This window comes from Amycolatopsis regifaucium, from assembly GCF_001613935.1.
GTDB lineage: Bacteria > Actinomycetota > Actinomycetes > Mycobacteriales > Pseudonocardiaceae > Amycolatopsis > Amycolatopsis regifaucium.
On sequence record NZ_LQCI01000009.1, the window covers coordinates 378,001 to 391,520 of the forward strand.

The following is a 13,520-nucleotide window of genomic DNA, read 5'->3' on the forward strand; positions in this document are numbered from 1 at the left end:
CGACGGCCCCTCACCATGCCCACGAGATCTTTCCCCTGAACAAAAGGTCCCGCTTCCGCTCAGCGAAGGTCTGGGGGTTACCTGCGAGCAGAAGCGGGAGTTCAAGGCCGGTACGGTGGGCCGCCTCTCGGCGAAAGGCACGACATGGCTCCGGCCGAACCGGTATTCCATGAAGGCAAAAGGTGAGGCCCGGGGGCACCATCCGTACCGACACCCATTACAACGCCCACACCCACCGAACGTTCCCCGCGACCAAGTGACCTACATCGCCCGAACCCTTACCGGTGAAAGGGAACAGACAACATCGTCACCCGCGCGGAATAGCCGCCACGGCTTCCACTTCGACGGCGTACTCCGGCGCCGCCAGCGCTGCCACCACAGCCAGTGACTGCGCCGGGAAATCCCCTTCCGGGAACCATCGCCCGAAGGCCTCCGCCTGAGCGGTGCGGTAGCCGGCCAGGTGCTCGGTTCCACCGACGAGCGTCAGCAGTTTCACGAGGTGCCGCGGTTCACCACCGGCGGCGGTCAGCAGGGCTTCGATGTTGGCGAAGATCTGCCGCCCCTGCACTTCCGCGTCCGGGCCTGCCAGGCTGCCGTCCGGGAGGACGCCGAGCTGTCCCGACAGGAAGACGATCTCGCACTCCGGCGGGACAGTGGCCAGGTGGCTGTACCGCCCGACGGGCGACGCGACCTCTTCAGGGTTCCAACGACGTGAGTTCATTCTTCAATGATCCACATCCGCGTTCGGAGCGCGGCATTGCCCCGAATAGACCCGCCCCCGCTCAGCGAAGGCCTGGGGGTTACCTGCGAGCGGAGGCGGGAGCTTAGGGCCGATACGGTGGGCCGCCTCTCGGCGAAAGGCACGACATGGCTCCGGCCGGACCGGTATTCCATGAAGGCGAAGGGTGAGGCCCGGGGGCACCATCCGTATCGACACCCTGTACAACGCGGACACGCGCCGAATGTTCCAGCCGGAACAGTGACCCACGTCAACACCCGAAAGCAGCAACCCTCAACAGGGTGGCGGAACCTGCTCGACCAGCTCTTCGGGAGCGGACAGCCGCCAAGCCTCGTAAACGAGTTCGTTCAGCTCATCGGACTCGAGACCGTCGAGGTGGACCACCACCCAGCCGAATCCTCCCGCGGTGAACTGCACCTCGAAGACGTCCGGCCGCTCGGCCACGAGAGCCTCTTGTTCCGACAGCGTCTGTTTCAGACCGACTGTCTGGGTGCGTGGCCAGTAGTAGCCGAATCGCTTGCCACGCACGCTGTACGACTCCCACTCCGTCGCGTCGGACCGCTCGACGTCGGCGAGCTTCTCCAGCATCCGGTGGAACTCGTCGCTCGGCACACCCATCCTGAACCCCAAACGCAACTGCCCCCAAAAAACCCGGCCGCCACAGTCTAGGTGGACAGACCGACAAGATCAGGAGCCTGTCGGCGGGCTCAGCGGGCGCGGAGCGCTTCCGCTGTGGCGAGCCAACCTTCACGGGCACTCGGATAGCGTGGCACCCATCCGGACGCCTCGCGGAACGCGGTGTTGCTGACCCGGACGGAGCGGGTGAGCGAGGTCAGCCGGTCGCCGAGCAGCGATGCCGCCCGGCCCGCGCCGCGGATCCACTGCCGTTTCCCGGTGGCGGCCGCCAAGGCCGCGGTGTAGTCGCGTTTGGTCAGCGGTTCGTCGTCGACGACGTTGTAGGTTCCGGCGGGCACCGCCAACGCGGCGACGACCGCGCTCGCCGCGTCGGCCAGGTGGATCGAGGACACATAGCCGTCGAGCCGCCCCAGCGCCACGCCGATCCCACGCCGGGCTTGCGCCAGCAGTTGCTCGCTGTGGGCCGCGCCGGGACCGTAGAACCAGCCGAACCGCAGGACGACCCCGGTCCCGCCGTCTTCGGTGAACCGGTGCGCGTTCGCCTCCGCGGCCAGATTCCCCAGTGCCTGCGGATAGTGGTCGGGCGGGACGTCCTCGGTGATCCATTCGCCGCCGCGATCCGGGTAGATCATGCTGACCGACTCCTGGATCACGCGCCCCACGCCCGCCGCGAGTGCCGCGTCGACCACCGCCGCCGAACCCTCGGCGCGGATCCTCTTGTTGTGCGCCCAGGCTTTCGCCGAGAGGAAGCGCGACATCGATGGCAGCGACGACGCCAGGTTGACGACGGCGTCGTGCCCGGCGAACACCTCACCGAGCGCGTGCCGGTCGAAGAGCGAGACGATGACCGGCTTCGCACCCTGCGAGCCGAGAACCGCCGCCTTGCCCGAGGTACGGGCGAGTGCGGTGACCTCGTGGCCCGCTTCGATCAGCGCGGGGACGGCGTGGCCGCCGATCGCCCCGGTTCCTCCCGTGACGAAAACCTTCATATCCGACCCCCTACAGATCGATCTGGACGTCCGGTGACGCGGCGACGATGTCGAGCAGCGCCTTGGCGCACAGATCGCGGGTCTGGTCCCTGGTCAGCCGTTGGTACTTGAGCCAGTCGAGGCAAACCGCGACGACGAACGCCAGCCAGCCCCGGACGGTGACGCGCAGCGTCTCCGGCGGTTCGCTGTCCGGGCACAGCACCGCCAGGATCCGGCGGCCCTGTTCGGCGAAGTTGCGGTCCAGGATCTCCCGGACGTCGTCCACCGCGATCGACGTGCCCGCGTGCAGGGCCCGGTAGCCGTCCTTGTTGGCTTCGACGTAGCGAAGGTACGCGTCGAGCCCCGCGATCAACTGGTCGGCGACCGGCAGCGTGGGATCGGTCCTGGTCATGGCGAGCAGCCGTTCGCCCTCGGCCTTGACGACCTCGGTGACGAAGTCCCGCTTCGTCGGGAAGTAGTGATAGAGCAGGCCCCGCGACACCTCGGCGATGTCCGCGACCTGCTCGATCCACACGTCGTCGTACGGCCGCTCCGCGAACAGGCGGGCGCCGATCCGCAGCAGCTGTTCCCGTCGCTCGGCGGTGCTCAGCCTGCTGCGGGACCTTCCGGAGGTACTCGGCGCCATCCGGTCATCGTACTTACTTGACACGAGTTCAGTAACGGGCCACGCTCACTATTGGATGCCGATTCAACAGCGTTCGGATTCACCACTGCTCACCTGGAGGGGCCCGATGGTCACCGCTCTCCCTCATCCCCCGCGCCGGATCCCCCTGATCGGCGACGTGCTCGGTGTTTCCCCGAAGACCCCGGTCCAGGACTCGATGCGGCACGCCGCCGAACTGGGCCCGGTGTTCGAACGCAAGGTGTTCGGCCGCGAGATCGTGTTCGTCCACGGTGCCGAACTGGTCGCCGACCTCTCCGACGAGAAACGGTTCGCGAAACACGTCACGCCCGCGATCTCGAACCTGCGCCCGCTCGGCGGCGACGGGCTGTTCACCGCGCACAACGAAGAGCCGAACTGGCGGCGCGCGCACGAGATCCTCGCGCCCGCCTTCAGCCGCAACGCCATGCGGCGCTATCACCCGACGATGCTGGCGATCACCCGCGAACTGCTGGGCACCTGGGACCGGGGCGGCGAGGTCGACGTCTCGGGCGACATGACCAAGCTGACGCTGGAGACCATCGGCCGGACGGGCTTCGGCTACAGCTTTTCGTCGTTCGAACGCGCCGAACCGCATCCGTTCGTCGCCGCGATGGTCCGCACGCTGCGGCACGCGCAGCGGACGGTGATCCAGCCGCCGGTCATCGGGCCGCTCCTCAACCGGAAAGCGAACCAACGCAACGAAGCCGACCTGACCTTCCTCCGGTCCGTCGTCGACGAGGTCGTCGAGGCGCGCCGGGACGACCCGAGCACCGACGACCTGCTCGGCCTCATGCTGAACACCACGCAGCCGGGCACCGGGGAAGCGCTGGACGAGGTCAACATCCGGAACCAGATCATCACCTTCCTGATCGCCGGGCACGAGACCACCTCGGGCGCGCTGTCGTTCGCTTTGTACTACCTGGCACGGAATCCGGACGTGCTCGCCCGTGCCCAGTCCGAAGTGGACGAGGTCTGGGGCGAGAATCCGGACCCGTCCTACGAAGAGGTCGCCAAGCTCCGTTACGTCCGGCGCGTACTCGACGAGGCACTACGGCTCTGGCCGACGGCGCCGGCGTTCGCGCGCCAGGCGCGGGTGGACACCGTCGTCGGCGGCCGGTACCCGATGCGGAAGGGACAGTGGGCGCTCGTCCTGATCCCCGCCCTGCACCGTGATCCCGTCTGGGGAGCCGATCCGGAGGCGTTCGATCCCGACCGCTTCACCCCGGATCGCAATCGTGCCCGGCCGGCGCATGTCTACAAGCCGTTCGGCACCGGGGAACGGGCCTGCATCGGACGGCAGTTCGCCCTGCACGAGGCGACGCTGGTACTCGGCATGCTGCTGAGCCGGTACGACCTCCGCGGCGACCCTGCCTACCGGCTGAAGGTGCAGGAACTGCTGACCCTCAAGCCGGAGGGCTTCACCCTCGACGTCTCACTCCGCGATCGCGCGACCGTGACCGTTTAGCCCTCGCGAGGTTCGAGCAGGTCTTCGGAGAGGTCGTCCACCAGACCGCGGGGATGATCGCGCCGATCAGGGCGCGGTAGACGATCGGACCGGCGACGGCGTCGATCCCGGCCGTGGTCGACGTCCTCGAAGCGCAGGCAGGCGCGCGGGGTCTCCAGTTCCTCGATCTGCCTGGTGGAGTGGTGCCTTGGTAGTACCCGGTCACATTCTTCGTCCGGGATCCGTCAGTGCGGTGAAAGCAAGACGGGGACCTCGAAGGAGAACAACATGAACGCTCGGATCCCGAACCCCGCGATGGCGAACCCAGCCACGCTGAAGGCCCTGATCGCACTGGCGGAGTCCACCGGGGACACCGGTGTCCCGACCACCACGCACTACCTCATGCACGTTCGCGCCAGCCAGATCAACGGCTGCAGCGGCTGCCTGGAGATGCACACCAAGGAACTGCGCGAGGCGGGTGAGTCCGACGAGCGGATCTTCACCGTGGCGGCGTGGCGGGACACGGCCTACTTCACCGACGCCGAACGCGCGGCGCTCGCACTGGCCGAGGCCCTCACCCGGATCGCGGACCGGGCCGACCCGGTCGACGACGAGGTCTGGAACGAGGTCGCTCGTCACTACGACGAGAAGCAGCTTTCTAGCCTGGTCCTCTCCATCGCCGCCATCAACACCTGGAACCGGCTCAACGTCGCCACCCGGCAAATCGCCGGCGCCGCCTGAGGGCTCATCTGGCCTGGCGCAGTTCCACACAGCACTCGGCCGCTCCGGGAGCGAGGACGGCCTCCACGTTCCCGGCGCGCACGCCGGTCAGGAAACCGGCGAGGAAGGCCTGGTTGAGGCCGCAGATCAACTCGGGGGCCTCGGCAGCCAGCGGATGGAACGGGCAGTTCCGCAGCCGCACACAGGTCTGGGTGTCCCGGCTCGGCTCGAAACCGAAGCGGCGAAGCATGCCCTCGGCCACAGTAAGGGCGCGTTCCACGCCGAGCCTGCCCGGCCGGGTCCGCGCGCGTTCCTCCTCACCCAGGGCGAGGCCACGCTCCCCCGCGACCCGCAGCACGGCGTCCCGTGCCGGTTCACCGGACCCTTCGGCGAGCACGGCCGCGGCGAGGATTCCGGCGAGGATCTCGTGCCGCCTCGCGGGAAGCTGCACCTGGACGGCTTCGTCGACGGGTTCGTAGACCTTGGGCTTACGCCCCACTTTGGTCGCCGCGCCCGCCGCGAAGCCGAACCGGAGCAGCCCGGCGGCCACGAGTTTGTCGAGGTGAAAGGCGGCGAGCTTCCGGGAGATCCCCACCGCGGCCGCCGCCTCGTCCCGCGTCACCGGACGCCGCGCGCGCCGGGCGAAGGCGTACATACCGCGGCGCAGGTCGTCGTCGAGCGCCGCCACCGCGGCGATGGCGGTGGCGTCGAGGCCGTCCGGGTCGGACACTGTCACGTACACCACGATATCGCCCATCTCAACCGGCGGAACATCTTGGACCAGGGATCTAGCATGTAGGCTGAACCGGCAGGCGCCAAAACGCCAAAAGATTTTAGTCGAATAGCACTGGGATCGCGGTCAGCCTAGGAGGCCTTATGTCCACTCCCGCCTTGCGCGTCGTGCACGAACCCGGGCCGGGACCGGACCTGGCGGCCGCCGAAGCCGCGGCCGCCGATCTCCTCACCGCATTGGGCATTTCGCTGGACTCCGAGAGCCTCCGCGGCACCCCCGGCCGGATGGCGCGCGCGTACGCGGAGCTGTTCACTCCGCGCTCCTTCGACCTCACGACCTTCCCCAACGACGAGGGCTACGACGAACTCGTCCTCGCCAGGGGCATCCCCGTCCGATCGGTCTGCGAACACCACCTGCTGCCGTTCGTGGGGGTCGCGCACGTCGGTTACCTGCCGGGCGAGCGGATCCTCGGCTTGTCCAAGCTGGCCAGGATCGTCGAGCACTTCGCCTGCCGCCCGCAGGTTCAGGAGCGGCTCACGAAACAGGTCGCCGACTGGCTCGACCAGCAACTCGACCCGCGTGGCGTCGGCGTGGTGATCGAGGCCGAACACTCGTGCATGACCCTGCGCGGTGTCCAGGCGACCGGATCGAGCACCGTCACCTCCACCCTGCTCGGCACGCTGCGCGAAGACGCCCGGTCGCGCCAGGAGTTCTTCGCCCTCACCCGCATCAACGGCTGACAGCGGGTTCCTCCACGTAGGCGGCATTCGACCCTCAACTGAGTGGCCGCCCTCTAGACTGCCCTTCCGTTCGTCCTTGGGAGGGGAGCACGGATGGTGCTGGTACGCGACGTGGATCCGTTGGTTCTGCTGAAGAACCAGCCACTCGGCGGAGATCTGCGTCCCTACCTGCCACGGGACGCCGACCGGGAGATCCGGGCCGCACTGTCGGCCGCCCCGTTCACCGTACTCGTCTACGAGCACAATTCCGGAGCTCGACGGACCGCCTACGAAGCGTTGCTGGCAGTGATTCCCGACTACGAACTGGTCATCAAGCCGACGAGCACCGACCTCGCTCAACCGCGGGGACCAGCGGCCGCCGTCGTCTGGCTGGACAACGAGCTGGACGAGACCTTTCCCCGACTGTCCCGGGTCCTGGCGGTCTGGCTCGGGCGGAACCCGGCTCGCCGAGCACTGGGGGTCCTCCGGGAAGACCGGTACGAGAACCCCGGAATGCGGGAAGCCCTCGATCTTCTTCGTCCTTCGGTCGTGCGGCTCGGCGCCGATCTTTCCGGCGGTGAGCGCTTCGTCGCGGATCAGATGTTCCCCGGGGCGGCGCCTCTCCGTAAGGCCGGGCAGCTCGCCGGCCTCAACGGTGAGGAACAGCCATCGAGACCGATCGAAAACCCGGTCCCTTTTCCGTTCGCCGCCCACGTCGCCGACTACCGGCCCGACACCGACGACGGCGTCGACCGCCTCGGCATCGGATCCGACGTGCGAATGCTCGCCGACCTCGTCGTCTCCCGGATGATCACCCCTCCCCTGTCGATCGGCCTGTTCGGCAGCTGGGGTTCCGGCAAGAGTTTCTTCATGCGCCAGATGCGACTGCGCGTCCGCGAACTCGCCGATTCCGCGCGGGAGGCCGAAATCGCGGCCGGAGCGCACGGCAAGTCCGTGTCGTCCTACTGTTCGAGCGTCCGCCAGATCAGCTTCAACGCCTGGCACTACAGCGAAGCGAACCTTCTCGCCAGTCTCGCCACACACATCTTCGACAACCTCGCCGCGAGTGGCGCCGAAAACGACCTCCAGCGCCAAGCCGACGCGCTCGCGGAACGCCGCAAGGCGGAGAAGACCCTCCTCGGCAGGCTCAGCGCCGTCCGCCTCGAACGACGGACTCTGACAGCCCAACAGAAGCAGGCGAAGCGACGGCGAAGGAAGCCTCGCGAGTACGTCCGCGCCGTCTTCGACAGTCTCACCGACGCGGACAAGGCCTGGATCGCCTCCCGGCTCGGCGTCGAGCGGCCGACCGCCGAAGATCTCGAACGCCTCGCACAGGAAACCGGCGGGTTGCGCTCGGACGTCGCCGAGTTCTGGCGACGGCTGCGGCAGGATCCGGTTCCGTTGCTGGTGCTGATCGGTGGGCTGGTGACGGTACTGATCGTCACGCTTCTCTTGGGCCAGTCACAGGTGTCGGGCGTACTCGGCGGGCTCACCGTGGTGAGTTCCGCGCTGACCGTCGTCCTGCGGATGCGCGCCAGCGCCGACCGGATCCACCAGGCGCTCGACGAACTCGGCGGTCCGTCCGAAGAAGACGTCGAAACCGACCGGCGGCTCGCCGAACTCGACGCCGAATCCGACCGGCTCGAAAAGGCGGTCACCGAACTCGCGCCCGGGCTGGATCTGGTGTCGTTCGCCGAGTCCCGGGTCTCGGACTACCTCGAACATCTGGGCGTGGTTTCCTTGCTGCGCAAGGATCTCGAAACGTTCGCGACCATGCTCGCCGAGGTACCGCACGGTTCGGGGAAGATCGAACGGACCGTGCTCTACATCGACGACCTCGACCGCTGCCCGCCCAAGGTCGTCGTCCAGGTCCTCGAAGCCATCCATCTCCTGCTGGCGCTGCCGGTGTTCGTCGTCGTGGTGGGCGTCGACTCCCGCTGGCTGAAGAAGGCCGTCGAGCAGCACTACGAGGAGATGCTCGGCGACGATCCGGAAGCCTTCGCCGAGAACTACCTGGAGAAGATCTTCCAGGTGCCGGTCACGTTGTCCCCCATGGACGAGCCAGGGTTCGCGGGGCTCGTGCGCGGGCTCGCCGCCACGGAGGATCCGGACGCCACGCCGGCGGCCGCTCCCGCCGGACCGGATCGGCCCACCGAGGCGAACGCTCCGGCCGCGGCTGTGCCGGCTCCTCGTCGCGAGGAAACAACCGGACCGTCGTCCGAACAGTCCACAATAGACCTCCGACCTCCTCGTCTGATCATCTCACCGGCGGAACTGGACTTCCTGGCCACGCTGGCCCCGCTCGTGCGGTCGCCGCGGGCCGCGAAACGGCTCCTGAACCTGTATCGGTTGTTGCGGGCGCGCCTCGGCGGCGACGAACTGGCCGAGTTCCTCGACGGCGGCGTCCGCGAAGCACCGTTCCGCGCCGTGCTGGTACTGCTTTCGGTACTCGTCGGGCATCCGGAGGCGGTCGCCGGGTTCTTCGCCTCGCTCGACGGGACGGATCCCGACGACAGCGCGCTGGAGAGCGTGTCGTCGCTGAACGACCACGAACTACGGCCGAAGCTCGAACGCGGCCTGTCCGGCGAATCGTGGCCGGAACGGGCCGCGTCCTATCAACGCTGGTTGCCGTTGGTGAACCGGTTCTCGTTCTCCCGCGACGACTGAACCCGTGACCGCTCGATGTCGGGCCCCCGGTAGAGGCGCTCCGGAATCTTCGCCAGTGTCGACGGATGAACCTGCGGGCCGAGGCCGTAAAGCTTCTGGAAGCTCATGATCAGCGGCCGCCACCGGTCGGGGTCGATCCGGTCGTCGGTGCCCGGCATCCGGATGTCGTCGTGGACGTGGACCCGCTGCACGCGCACCTCGAACACGAGCACGCCGCCGCGCTGCGCTTCGTCGTCCTCGGCGAGCGGGTGGACGGCCTCGACGACGGCCTCCATCGTCACCGGGCATTCCGCCACGCGTGGCGGCCGGACGGTCTCCGAGTCGACCGGGGTGAGCCCGGCCCGGCCGAACTTGTCGGCTTCGTACCGGTAGCCGCGTTCGTACTTGCGGGCCGGGACGGGGTCCGACCCGGTGGTCAGGGCCAGCCTGTCGACGGCGGCGGCCAGATCGTCGGAAGGGAGATTCAGAACACATTCACCACTGCGCATGAGATTCTGCGCCGTCTTGGATTTCGCGCCCAAGCCGAGCATGCCCCGCCAGCCGAGCCAGAACGCCGACGACATCGGAGCCAGATTCGGGGCCCCGCCCTGGTCGACCGTCGACAGCAGCACCACCGGGGTGCCGAAGTAGAGAATTCCAGGCTCGATACGGGTGTGCGCGGTCGCGGCCGCTGACGTAGTAACTGTCACGTTCGTCAGCTTCGCCGCGCCGAACGACGAAGACTGGCGTGAATCGGACGTCGCGATCGACCCCGTCGGCAGGCAGCCCGCCAGGCCGGAAACCCCTACCCTTTCCGTGAAGGTTTCCTTGGGCGCGCGCGACCCCGGGGGCGTTCGGAGTATTGCGTTCGGCCGATTGCTGGTAGGTTCGCCGAACTCGAACAACGAAGGAGGCGCCGGCAGCTGCCCGGTCAACACCCGAACGCGCGTGGTGAGGCGAATCGCATGCGAGACGATGTGGTCCAGGCGAGCTCGATCATCGGGCACTCTCCCGGTCAGGTTTGGGAAGTGATCGGCGATCCCGAGTCCTACTCGCGGTTCGTCGCGGAGATCAGCTGGTGCGAGATCCGGCAGCCCGCCGAACGCGGGCGTGGTCCGAAATGCCTCATTCGATTGGCGCCGCGGCCGGGCGATCTCGTCGTCGGTGAGATCGAGGCCAGGGTTTGGCGTCCCGGCGAGCACGTCGTCTGGTGCGGGGCCGAGGACGATGGCAACTGGGTCTCGGTCGAGCTGAGACAGGCTCCCGACGGTGGCACGGAACTCGTCGCGCAGTTGATGCTTCCCGCGCGGCATTCGCATCTCGTGTCCGCCGCGTCGTTCAAACGCAGTGTCCGCGCCGTGTCCCGGCGGATCGAACTGCACCTCTCGGGCCGGGCCGGGCCGCCGCAAGAGGAACCCGCGCACACCAAGGCCACCACACTGCACACGGCGAGCACGCTGATCAAGGCCGGCGTGCTCGCGGCCGCGCGGCCCGACAAGATCGCCCGGCAGCTGACCTCGCTGTCACAGTGGGGCGCGACCGTCGCGGGCGGCTACACGGCCAACGCCGTCCGCGTGCCGGACGAGGTGGCACTGCGCGACGAACGCGATGTCCGCACGTTCAAGCAGGCGGCGAACCGTAGCAACCAGATCGCGAACGCGCTGGCACTGCGCGGAATCCGCTCGCGGGACCGGATCGCCCTGCTGTGCCGCAACCACGCCGCGATGGTCGAGTCCCTGATCGCGTGCAGCAAACTCGGCGTGGACGTGATCCTGCTCAACACCGGGCTTTCCGCCAGCGCGGTCGCGAGCGTCATCGGCCTGCACGAACCGGTCGCGGTACTCGCCGACGACGAGTTTTCGCGGATCATCGCCGACATCCCCGGCGATTTCCTGCGGCTGTCCACCTGGCCGGAAACCGAGAACGGCTACCCGACGATCGACCAGCTGATCGCCGGGGTGCCAGCCACCAAACTCCAACCGGCGGAGCGGATCGGCAGGCTCATCGTGCTCACCTCGGGCACCACGGGCACCCCCAAAGGCGCCCGCCGCCCGACGCCGAAGGGACTCGCGACCTCGGCCGCCATGCTCGACCGCATCCCGCTCCGCACCGGCGATCGTTTCGTGGTGGCCGCGCCGCTGTTCCACAGCTGGGGGCTCGCCGGGCTGCAGATCGGGATGGCGGTGCGCGCGTCGCTGTCGCTGGTCCGCCGGTTCGACGCCGAAGAGATACTGCGGACGATCGCCGAACACCGGTGCGGCGTCCTGTTCGCCGTCCCGATCATGCTTCAGCGCATCCTCGACCTCCCCGAACGGATCCGCGCCCGCTACGACCTGTCGTCACTGCGCATCGTCGCCAGCAGCGGATCCGCGCTGCCGGGGACGATCGTCACCGAGTTCATGGACACCTTCGGCGACGTCCTCTACAACTTCTACGGCTCCACAGAGGTTTCCTGGGCCAGTATCGCCACGCCCGAAGACCTCCGCGCGGCGCCGACGACCGCGGGCCGTTGCCCGCCCGGCACCCGGGTCGCCATCCTCGACGACGACCACAACCGGGTCCCGCCGGGCTGGGAGGGACAGATCTTCGTCGGCAACGACATGCTGTTCGAGGGCTACACCGACGGCGCCGGCGTCCCACGCGCCGAAGACCTGATGGCGACCGGCGACGTCGGCTACCAGGACGCCGCCGGACGACTCTTCGTCACCGGACGCGCCGACGAGATGATCGTGTCCGGTGGGGAGAACGTGTCCCCTCGCCCGGTCGAAGACGCCATCGTCGCGCTGCCCGGCGTCCACGAAGCGGCGGTGATCGGCGTGCCGGATCGCGAGTTCGGGCAACGGTTCGCGGCGTACATCGTCCCGAAGCGCGGTGCCCGGATGAGCGCCGAGGACGTCCGCGCCTACATCCACCGGCGCCTCGCGCGCTTCGCGGTGCCCCGCGATGTGTACTTCGTCGAGGAACTCCCCCGGAACGCGACCGGGAAGGTGCTCAAGCGGTTGCTCAGGGACGAGACCTGGCCGATCGACCAGTAGGCGTCCTTTGTGGACTTTCCGACTCGGGGCTGCCGGTGAGGGACGGGCTGGGTTGGCGGTGAGTGCCCAAGTGGGGTTGTAACCCTAATCCGCACTCACGAAACCACCCAAAACCGCACAGGCAGGCCCAAACCGGACACGGAGTAGCCCAACAGGGTCTCTTGTGGACAGTCAAGGGCGCGCCCGTGTCTCAGCGGGGACTACTTGACTGCAACCAAGTAGCGAAGGCCTCCTTCACTACCCTGAGGGTAAGCAAGGGGACCTTCACGGCAACGGGCCGATCACGCCGAATTCGCCTTACGCTCCCGCGATAGGAATCGCTGGATCTTGCCACTGGGCGTCTTGGGCAGCTCGTCCACGAAGTGCACTTCACGCGGATAGGCGTGCGTCGCGAACCGCGTCTTCACCAGTGCTTCGGTTACTCGGCCAGACTCCCCCGGCGGTTCGCCTGGCGCCGAGGGAACTGGACACCGTCGCGCTCGGTCTCACCAACGGCGAGATCGCGCATTCCGGGTTGCAGGCTGTCACGCACGCGCGGTGACTCGGCCCGCTGCGCTAGGCAGGCGGCGGCAGCGGCGAGACCGAGACGATGCAGTACTGGTCGTTGCCTTGGCGCCGAACCTCCATCGTCGTGGTGAAGTCCTTCTCGTAGTTCAGGGTTCCGGACATCGTCACCGAGATCAGGTCAGGGCCGGCCTGTTTCGGGTCCTTCGCCGTGAGCGACGCGTTCTGGTCGCCCAGAGCCTTCGCCGCTGCTTTGACCTCCGCCTTGGACTCCGCGCAAGCCGATTCGGCCGCCCTGTCGGCCTCGTCGCTGTACACCGCGAGCATGAACTTGCCCGCCAGGACCGGCCCCCAGTCGACGCTGAGCGGCACCTGGGTCGCGCTCTGCTTGGACGGGGACTTGCTGTCGCTGAGCAGGAAACCGGGTGCCACGAACGCGAGGATCACGAAGACCACCACCACGAGCGCGCCACCACCGGCGATGAGCCCGATCATCAGGCCGTTGCCCTTCTTCGGCGGCGGCTGTTGCCCCGGGAACTGCTGGCCGGGGAACTGCGGCCCGCCGTAACCGGGCGGCGGATAGCCGGGCTGCTGGGGATACTGCTGCTGGGGATACCCGTGCTGCGGTGGAGGCCCCCACTGCTGGCCGTGCGGCCCCTGGGGACCCTGTGGATACGACATCGGAGCTTCCCTTCCCCCGGCGAACTGTGCG

General features: G+C 68.1%; 14 protein-coding genes. 6 read left to right on the plus strand and 8 right to left on the minus strand.

Annotation, left to right across the window (positions count from 1 at the left end):
- Positions 1–307: 307 nt before the first annotated feature.
- From AVL48_RS11610 to AVL48_RS11625, 4 genes are all read right to left on the minus strand, one after another.
- On the minus strand, positions 308–721 hold the full coding sequence (locus tag AVL48_RS11610) for a RidA family protein (RefSeq protein WP_061982474.1): 414 nt from the start codon (positions 719–721) through the stop codon (positions 308–310).
- Positions 722–1,012: 291 nt separating this feature from the next.
- Complete coding sequence (locus tag AVL48_RS11615) at positions 1,013–1,357, minus strand: MmcQ/YjbR family DNA-binding protein (protein WP_037304923.1); 345 nt, start codon at positions 1,355–1,357, stop codon at positions 1,013–1,015.
- An 89-nt stretch (positions 1,358–1,446) separates the two neighbouring features.
- Positions 1,447–2,364, minus strand: a complete 918-nt coding sequence (locus tag AVL48_RS11620) for an NAD-dependent epimerase/dehydratase family protein (protein WP_061982473.1) — start codon at positions 2,362–2,364, stop codon at positions 1,447–1,449.
- Positions 2,365–2,374: 10 nt separating this feature from the next.
- Complete coding sequence (locus tag AVL48_RS11625; RefSeq protein WP_061982472.1) at positions 2,375–2,989, minus strand: TetR/AcrR family transcriptional regulator; 615 nt, start codon at positions 2,987–2,989, stop codon at positions 2,375–2,377.
- A gap of 106 nt (positions 2,990–3,095) precedes the next feature.
- Between AVL48_RS11625 and AVL48_RS11630 the strand changes: the two genes are divergently transcribed.
- Entirely contained in the window at positions 3,096–4,472 is a 1,377-nt protein-coding gene (locus AVL48_RS11630; protein ID WP_061982471.1) for a cytochrome P450, read from the plus strand.
- Positions 4,473–4,739: 267 nt separating this feature from the next.
- Entirely contained in the window at positions 4,740–5,192 is a 453-nt protein-coding gene (locus tag AVL48_RS11635) for a carboxymuconolactone decarboxylase family protein (protein ID WP_061982470.1), read from the plus strand.
- Positions 5,193–5,196: 4 nt separating this feature from the next.
- Here the strand turns inward: AVL48_RS11635 and AVL48_RS11640 are convergent, their stop codons facing one another.
- The gene (locus tag AVL48_RS11640) at positions 5,197–5,928 is read right to left on the minus strand and encodes a helix-turn-helix transcriptional regulator (protein ID WP_061982469.1); all 732 of its coding nucleotides are present in this window, start codon (positions 5,926–5,928) and stop codon (positions 5,197–5,199) included.
- Positions 5,929–6,047: 119 nt separating this feature from the next.
- Here AVL48_RS11640 and folE point away from each other — a divergent pair, with 119 nt between their 5' ends.
- Both folE and AVL48_RS11650 read left to right on the plus strand, forming a co-directional pair.
- On the plus strand, positions 6,048–6,644 hold the full coding sequence (gene folE / locus AVL48_RS11645) for a GTP cyclohydrolase I FolE (RefSeq protein ID WP_061982468.1): 597 nt from the start codon (positions 6,048–6,050) through the stop codon (positions 6,642–6,644).
- Positions 6,645–6,737: 93 nt separating this feature from the next.
- Complete coding sequence (locus tag AVL48_RS11650; protein ID WP_061982467.1) at positions 6,738–9,290, plus strand: P-loop NTPase fold protein; 2,553 nt, start codon at positions 6,738–6,740, stop codon at positions 9,288–9,290.
- Here AVL48_RS11650 and AVL48_RS11655 read toward each other — a convergent pair.
- Positions 9,239–9,904, minus strand: coding sequence for a flavin reductase family protein (locus tag AVL48_RS11655; RefSeq protein ID WP_341865680.1), 666 nt, complete (start codon positions 9,902–9,904; stop codon positions 9,239–9,241). The two genes, AVL48_RS11650 and AVL48_RS11655, sit on opposite strands and share 52 nt — an antisense overlap.
- Positions 9,905–10,234: 330 nt before the next feature.
- Here AVL48_RS11655 and AVL48_RS11660 point away from each other — a divergent pair, with 330 nt between their 5' ends.
- Positions 10,235–12,304 (plus strand): AMP-binding protein, encoded by a 2,070-nt coding sequence (locus AVL48_RS11660; protein WP_061982466.1) that lies wholly within the window; start codon positions 10,235–10,237, stop codon positions 12,302–12,304.
- Between the two features lie 281 nt (positions 12,305–12,585).
- On the opposite strand, the gene AVL48_RS40720 is transcribed toward AVL48_RS11660, so the two are convergent.
- On the minus strand, positions 12,586–12,711 hold the full coding sequence (locus AVL48_RS40720; RefSeq protein ID WP_425266128.1) for an AMP-binding enzyme: 126 nt from the start codon (positions 12,709–12,711) through the stop codon (positions 12,586–12,588).
- Between the two features lie 2 nt (positions 12,712–12,713).
- Between AVL48_RS40720 and AVL48_RS40525 the strand changes: the two genes are divergently transcribed.
- Positions 12,714–12,845, plus strand: coding sequence for a hypothetical protein (locus tag AVL48_RS40525; protein ID WP_279626657.1), 132 nt, complete (start codon positions 12,714–12,716; stop codon positions 12,843–12,845).
- 14 nt (positions 12,846–12,859) lie between these two features.
- Here the strand turns inward: AVL48_RS40525 and AVL48_RS11665 are convergent, their stop codons facing one another.
- Complete coding sequence (locus tag AVL48_RS11665) at positions 12,860–13,489, minus strand: hypothetical protein (RefSeq protein ID WP_061982465.1); 630 nt, start codon at positions 13,487–13,489, stop codon at positions 12,860–12,862.
- Between the last annotated feature and the right edge of the window lie 31 nt (positions 13,490–13,520).

Coding starts and splice junctions, on each gene's coding strand:
- AVL48_RS11610 (WP_061982474.1), bottom strand. CDS start 721: ATGAACTCACGTCGTTGGAACCCTGAAGAGGTCGCGTCGCCCGTCGGG.
- AVL48_RS11615 (WP_037304923.1), bottom strand. CDS start 1,357: ATGGGTGTGCCGAGCGACGAGTTCCACCGGATGCTGGAGAAGCTCGCC.
- AVL48_RS11620 (WP_061982473.1), bottom strand. CDS start 2,364: ATGAAGGTTTTCGTCACGGGAGGAACCGGGGCGATCGGCGGCCACGCC.
- AVL48_RS11625 (WP_061982472.1), bottom strand. CDS start 2,989: ATGGCGCCGAGTACCTCCGGAAGGTCCCGCAGCAGGCTGAGCACCGCC.
- AVL48_RS11630 (WP_061982471.1), top strand. CDS start 3,096: ATGGTCACCGCTCTCCCTCATCCCCCGCGCCGGATCCCCCTGATCGGC.
- AVL48_RS11635 (WP_061982470.1), top strand. CDS start 4,740: ATGAACGCTCGGATCCCGAACCCCGCGATGGCGAACCCAGCCACGCTG.
- AVL48_RS11640 (WP_061982469.1), bottom strand. CDS start 5,928: ATGGGCGATATCGTGGTGTACGTGACAGTGTCCGACCCGGACGGCCTC.
- folE (WP_061982468.1), top strand. CDS start 6,048: ATGTCCACTCCCGCCTTGCGCGTCGTGCACGAACCCGGGCCGGGACCG.
- AVL48_RS11650 (WP_061982467.1), top strand. CDS start 6,738: ATGGTGCTGGTACGCGACGTGGATCCGTTGGTTCTGCTGAAGAACCAG.
- AVL48_RS11660 (WP_061982466.1), top strand. CDS start 10,235: ATGCGAGACGATGTGGTCCAGGCGAGCTCGATCATCGGGCACTCTCCC.
- AVL48_RS11665 (WP_061982465.1), bottom strand. CDS start 13,489: ATGTCGTATCCACAGGGTCCCCAGGGGCCGCACGGCCAGCAGTGGGGG.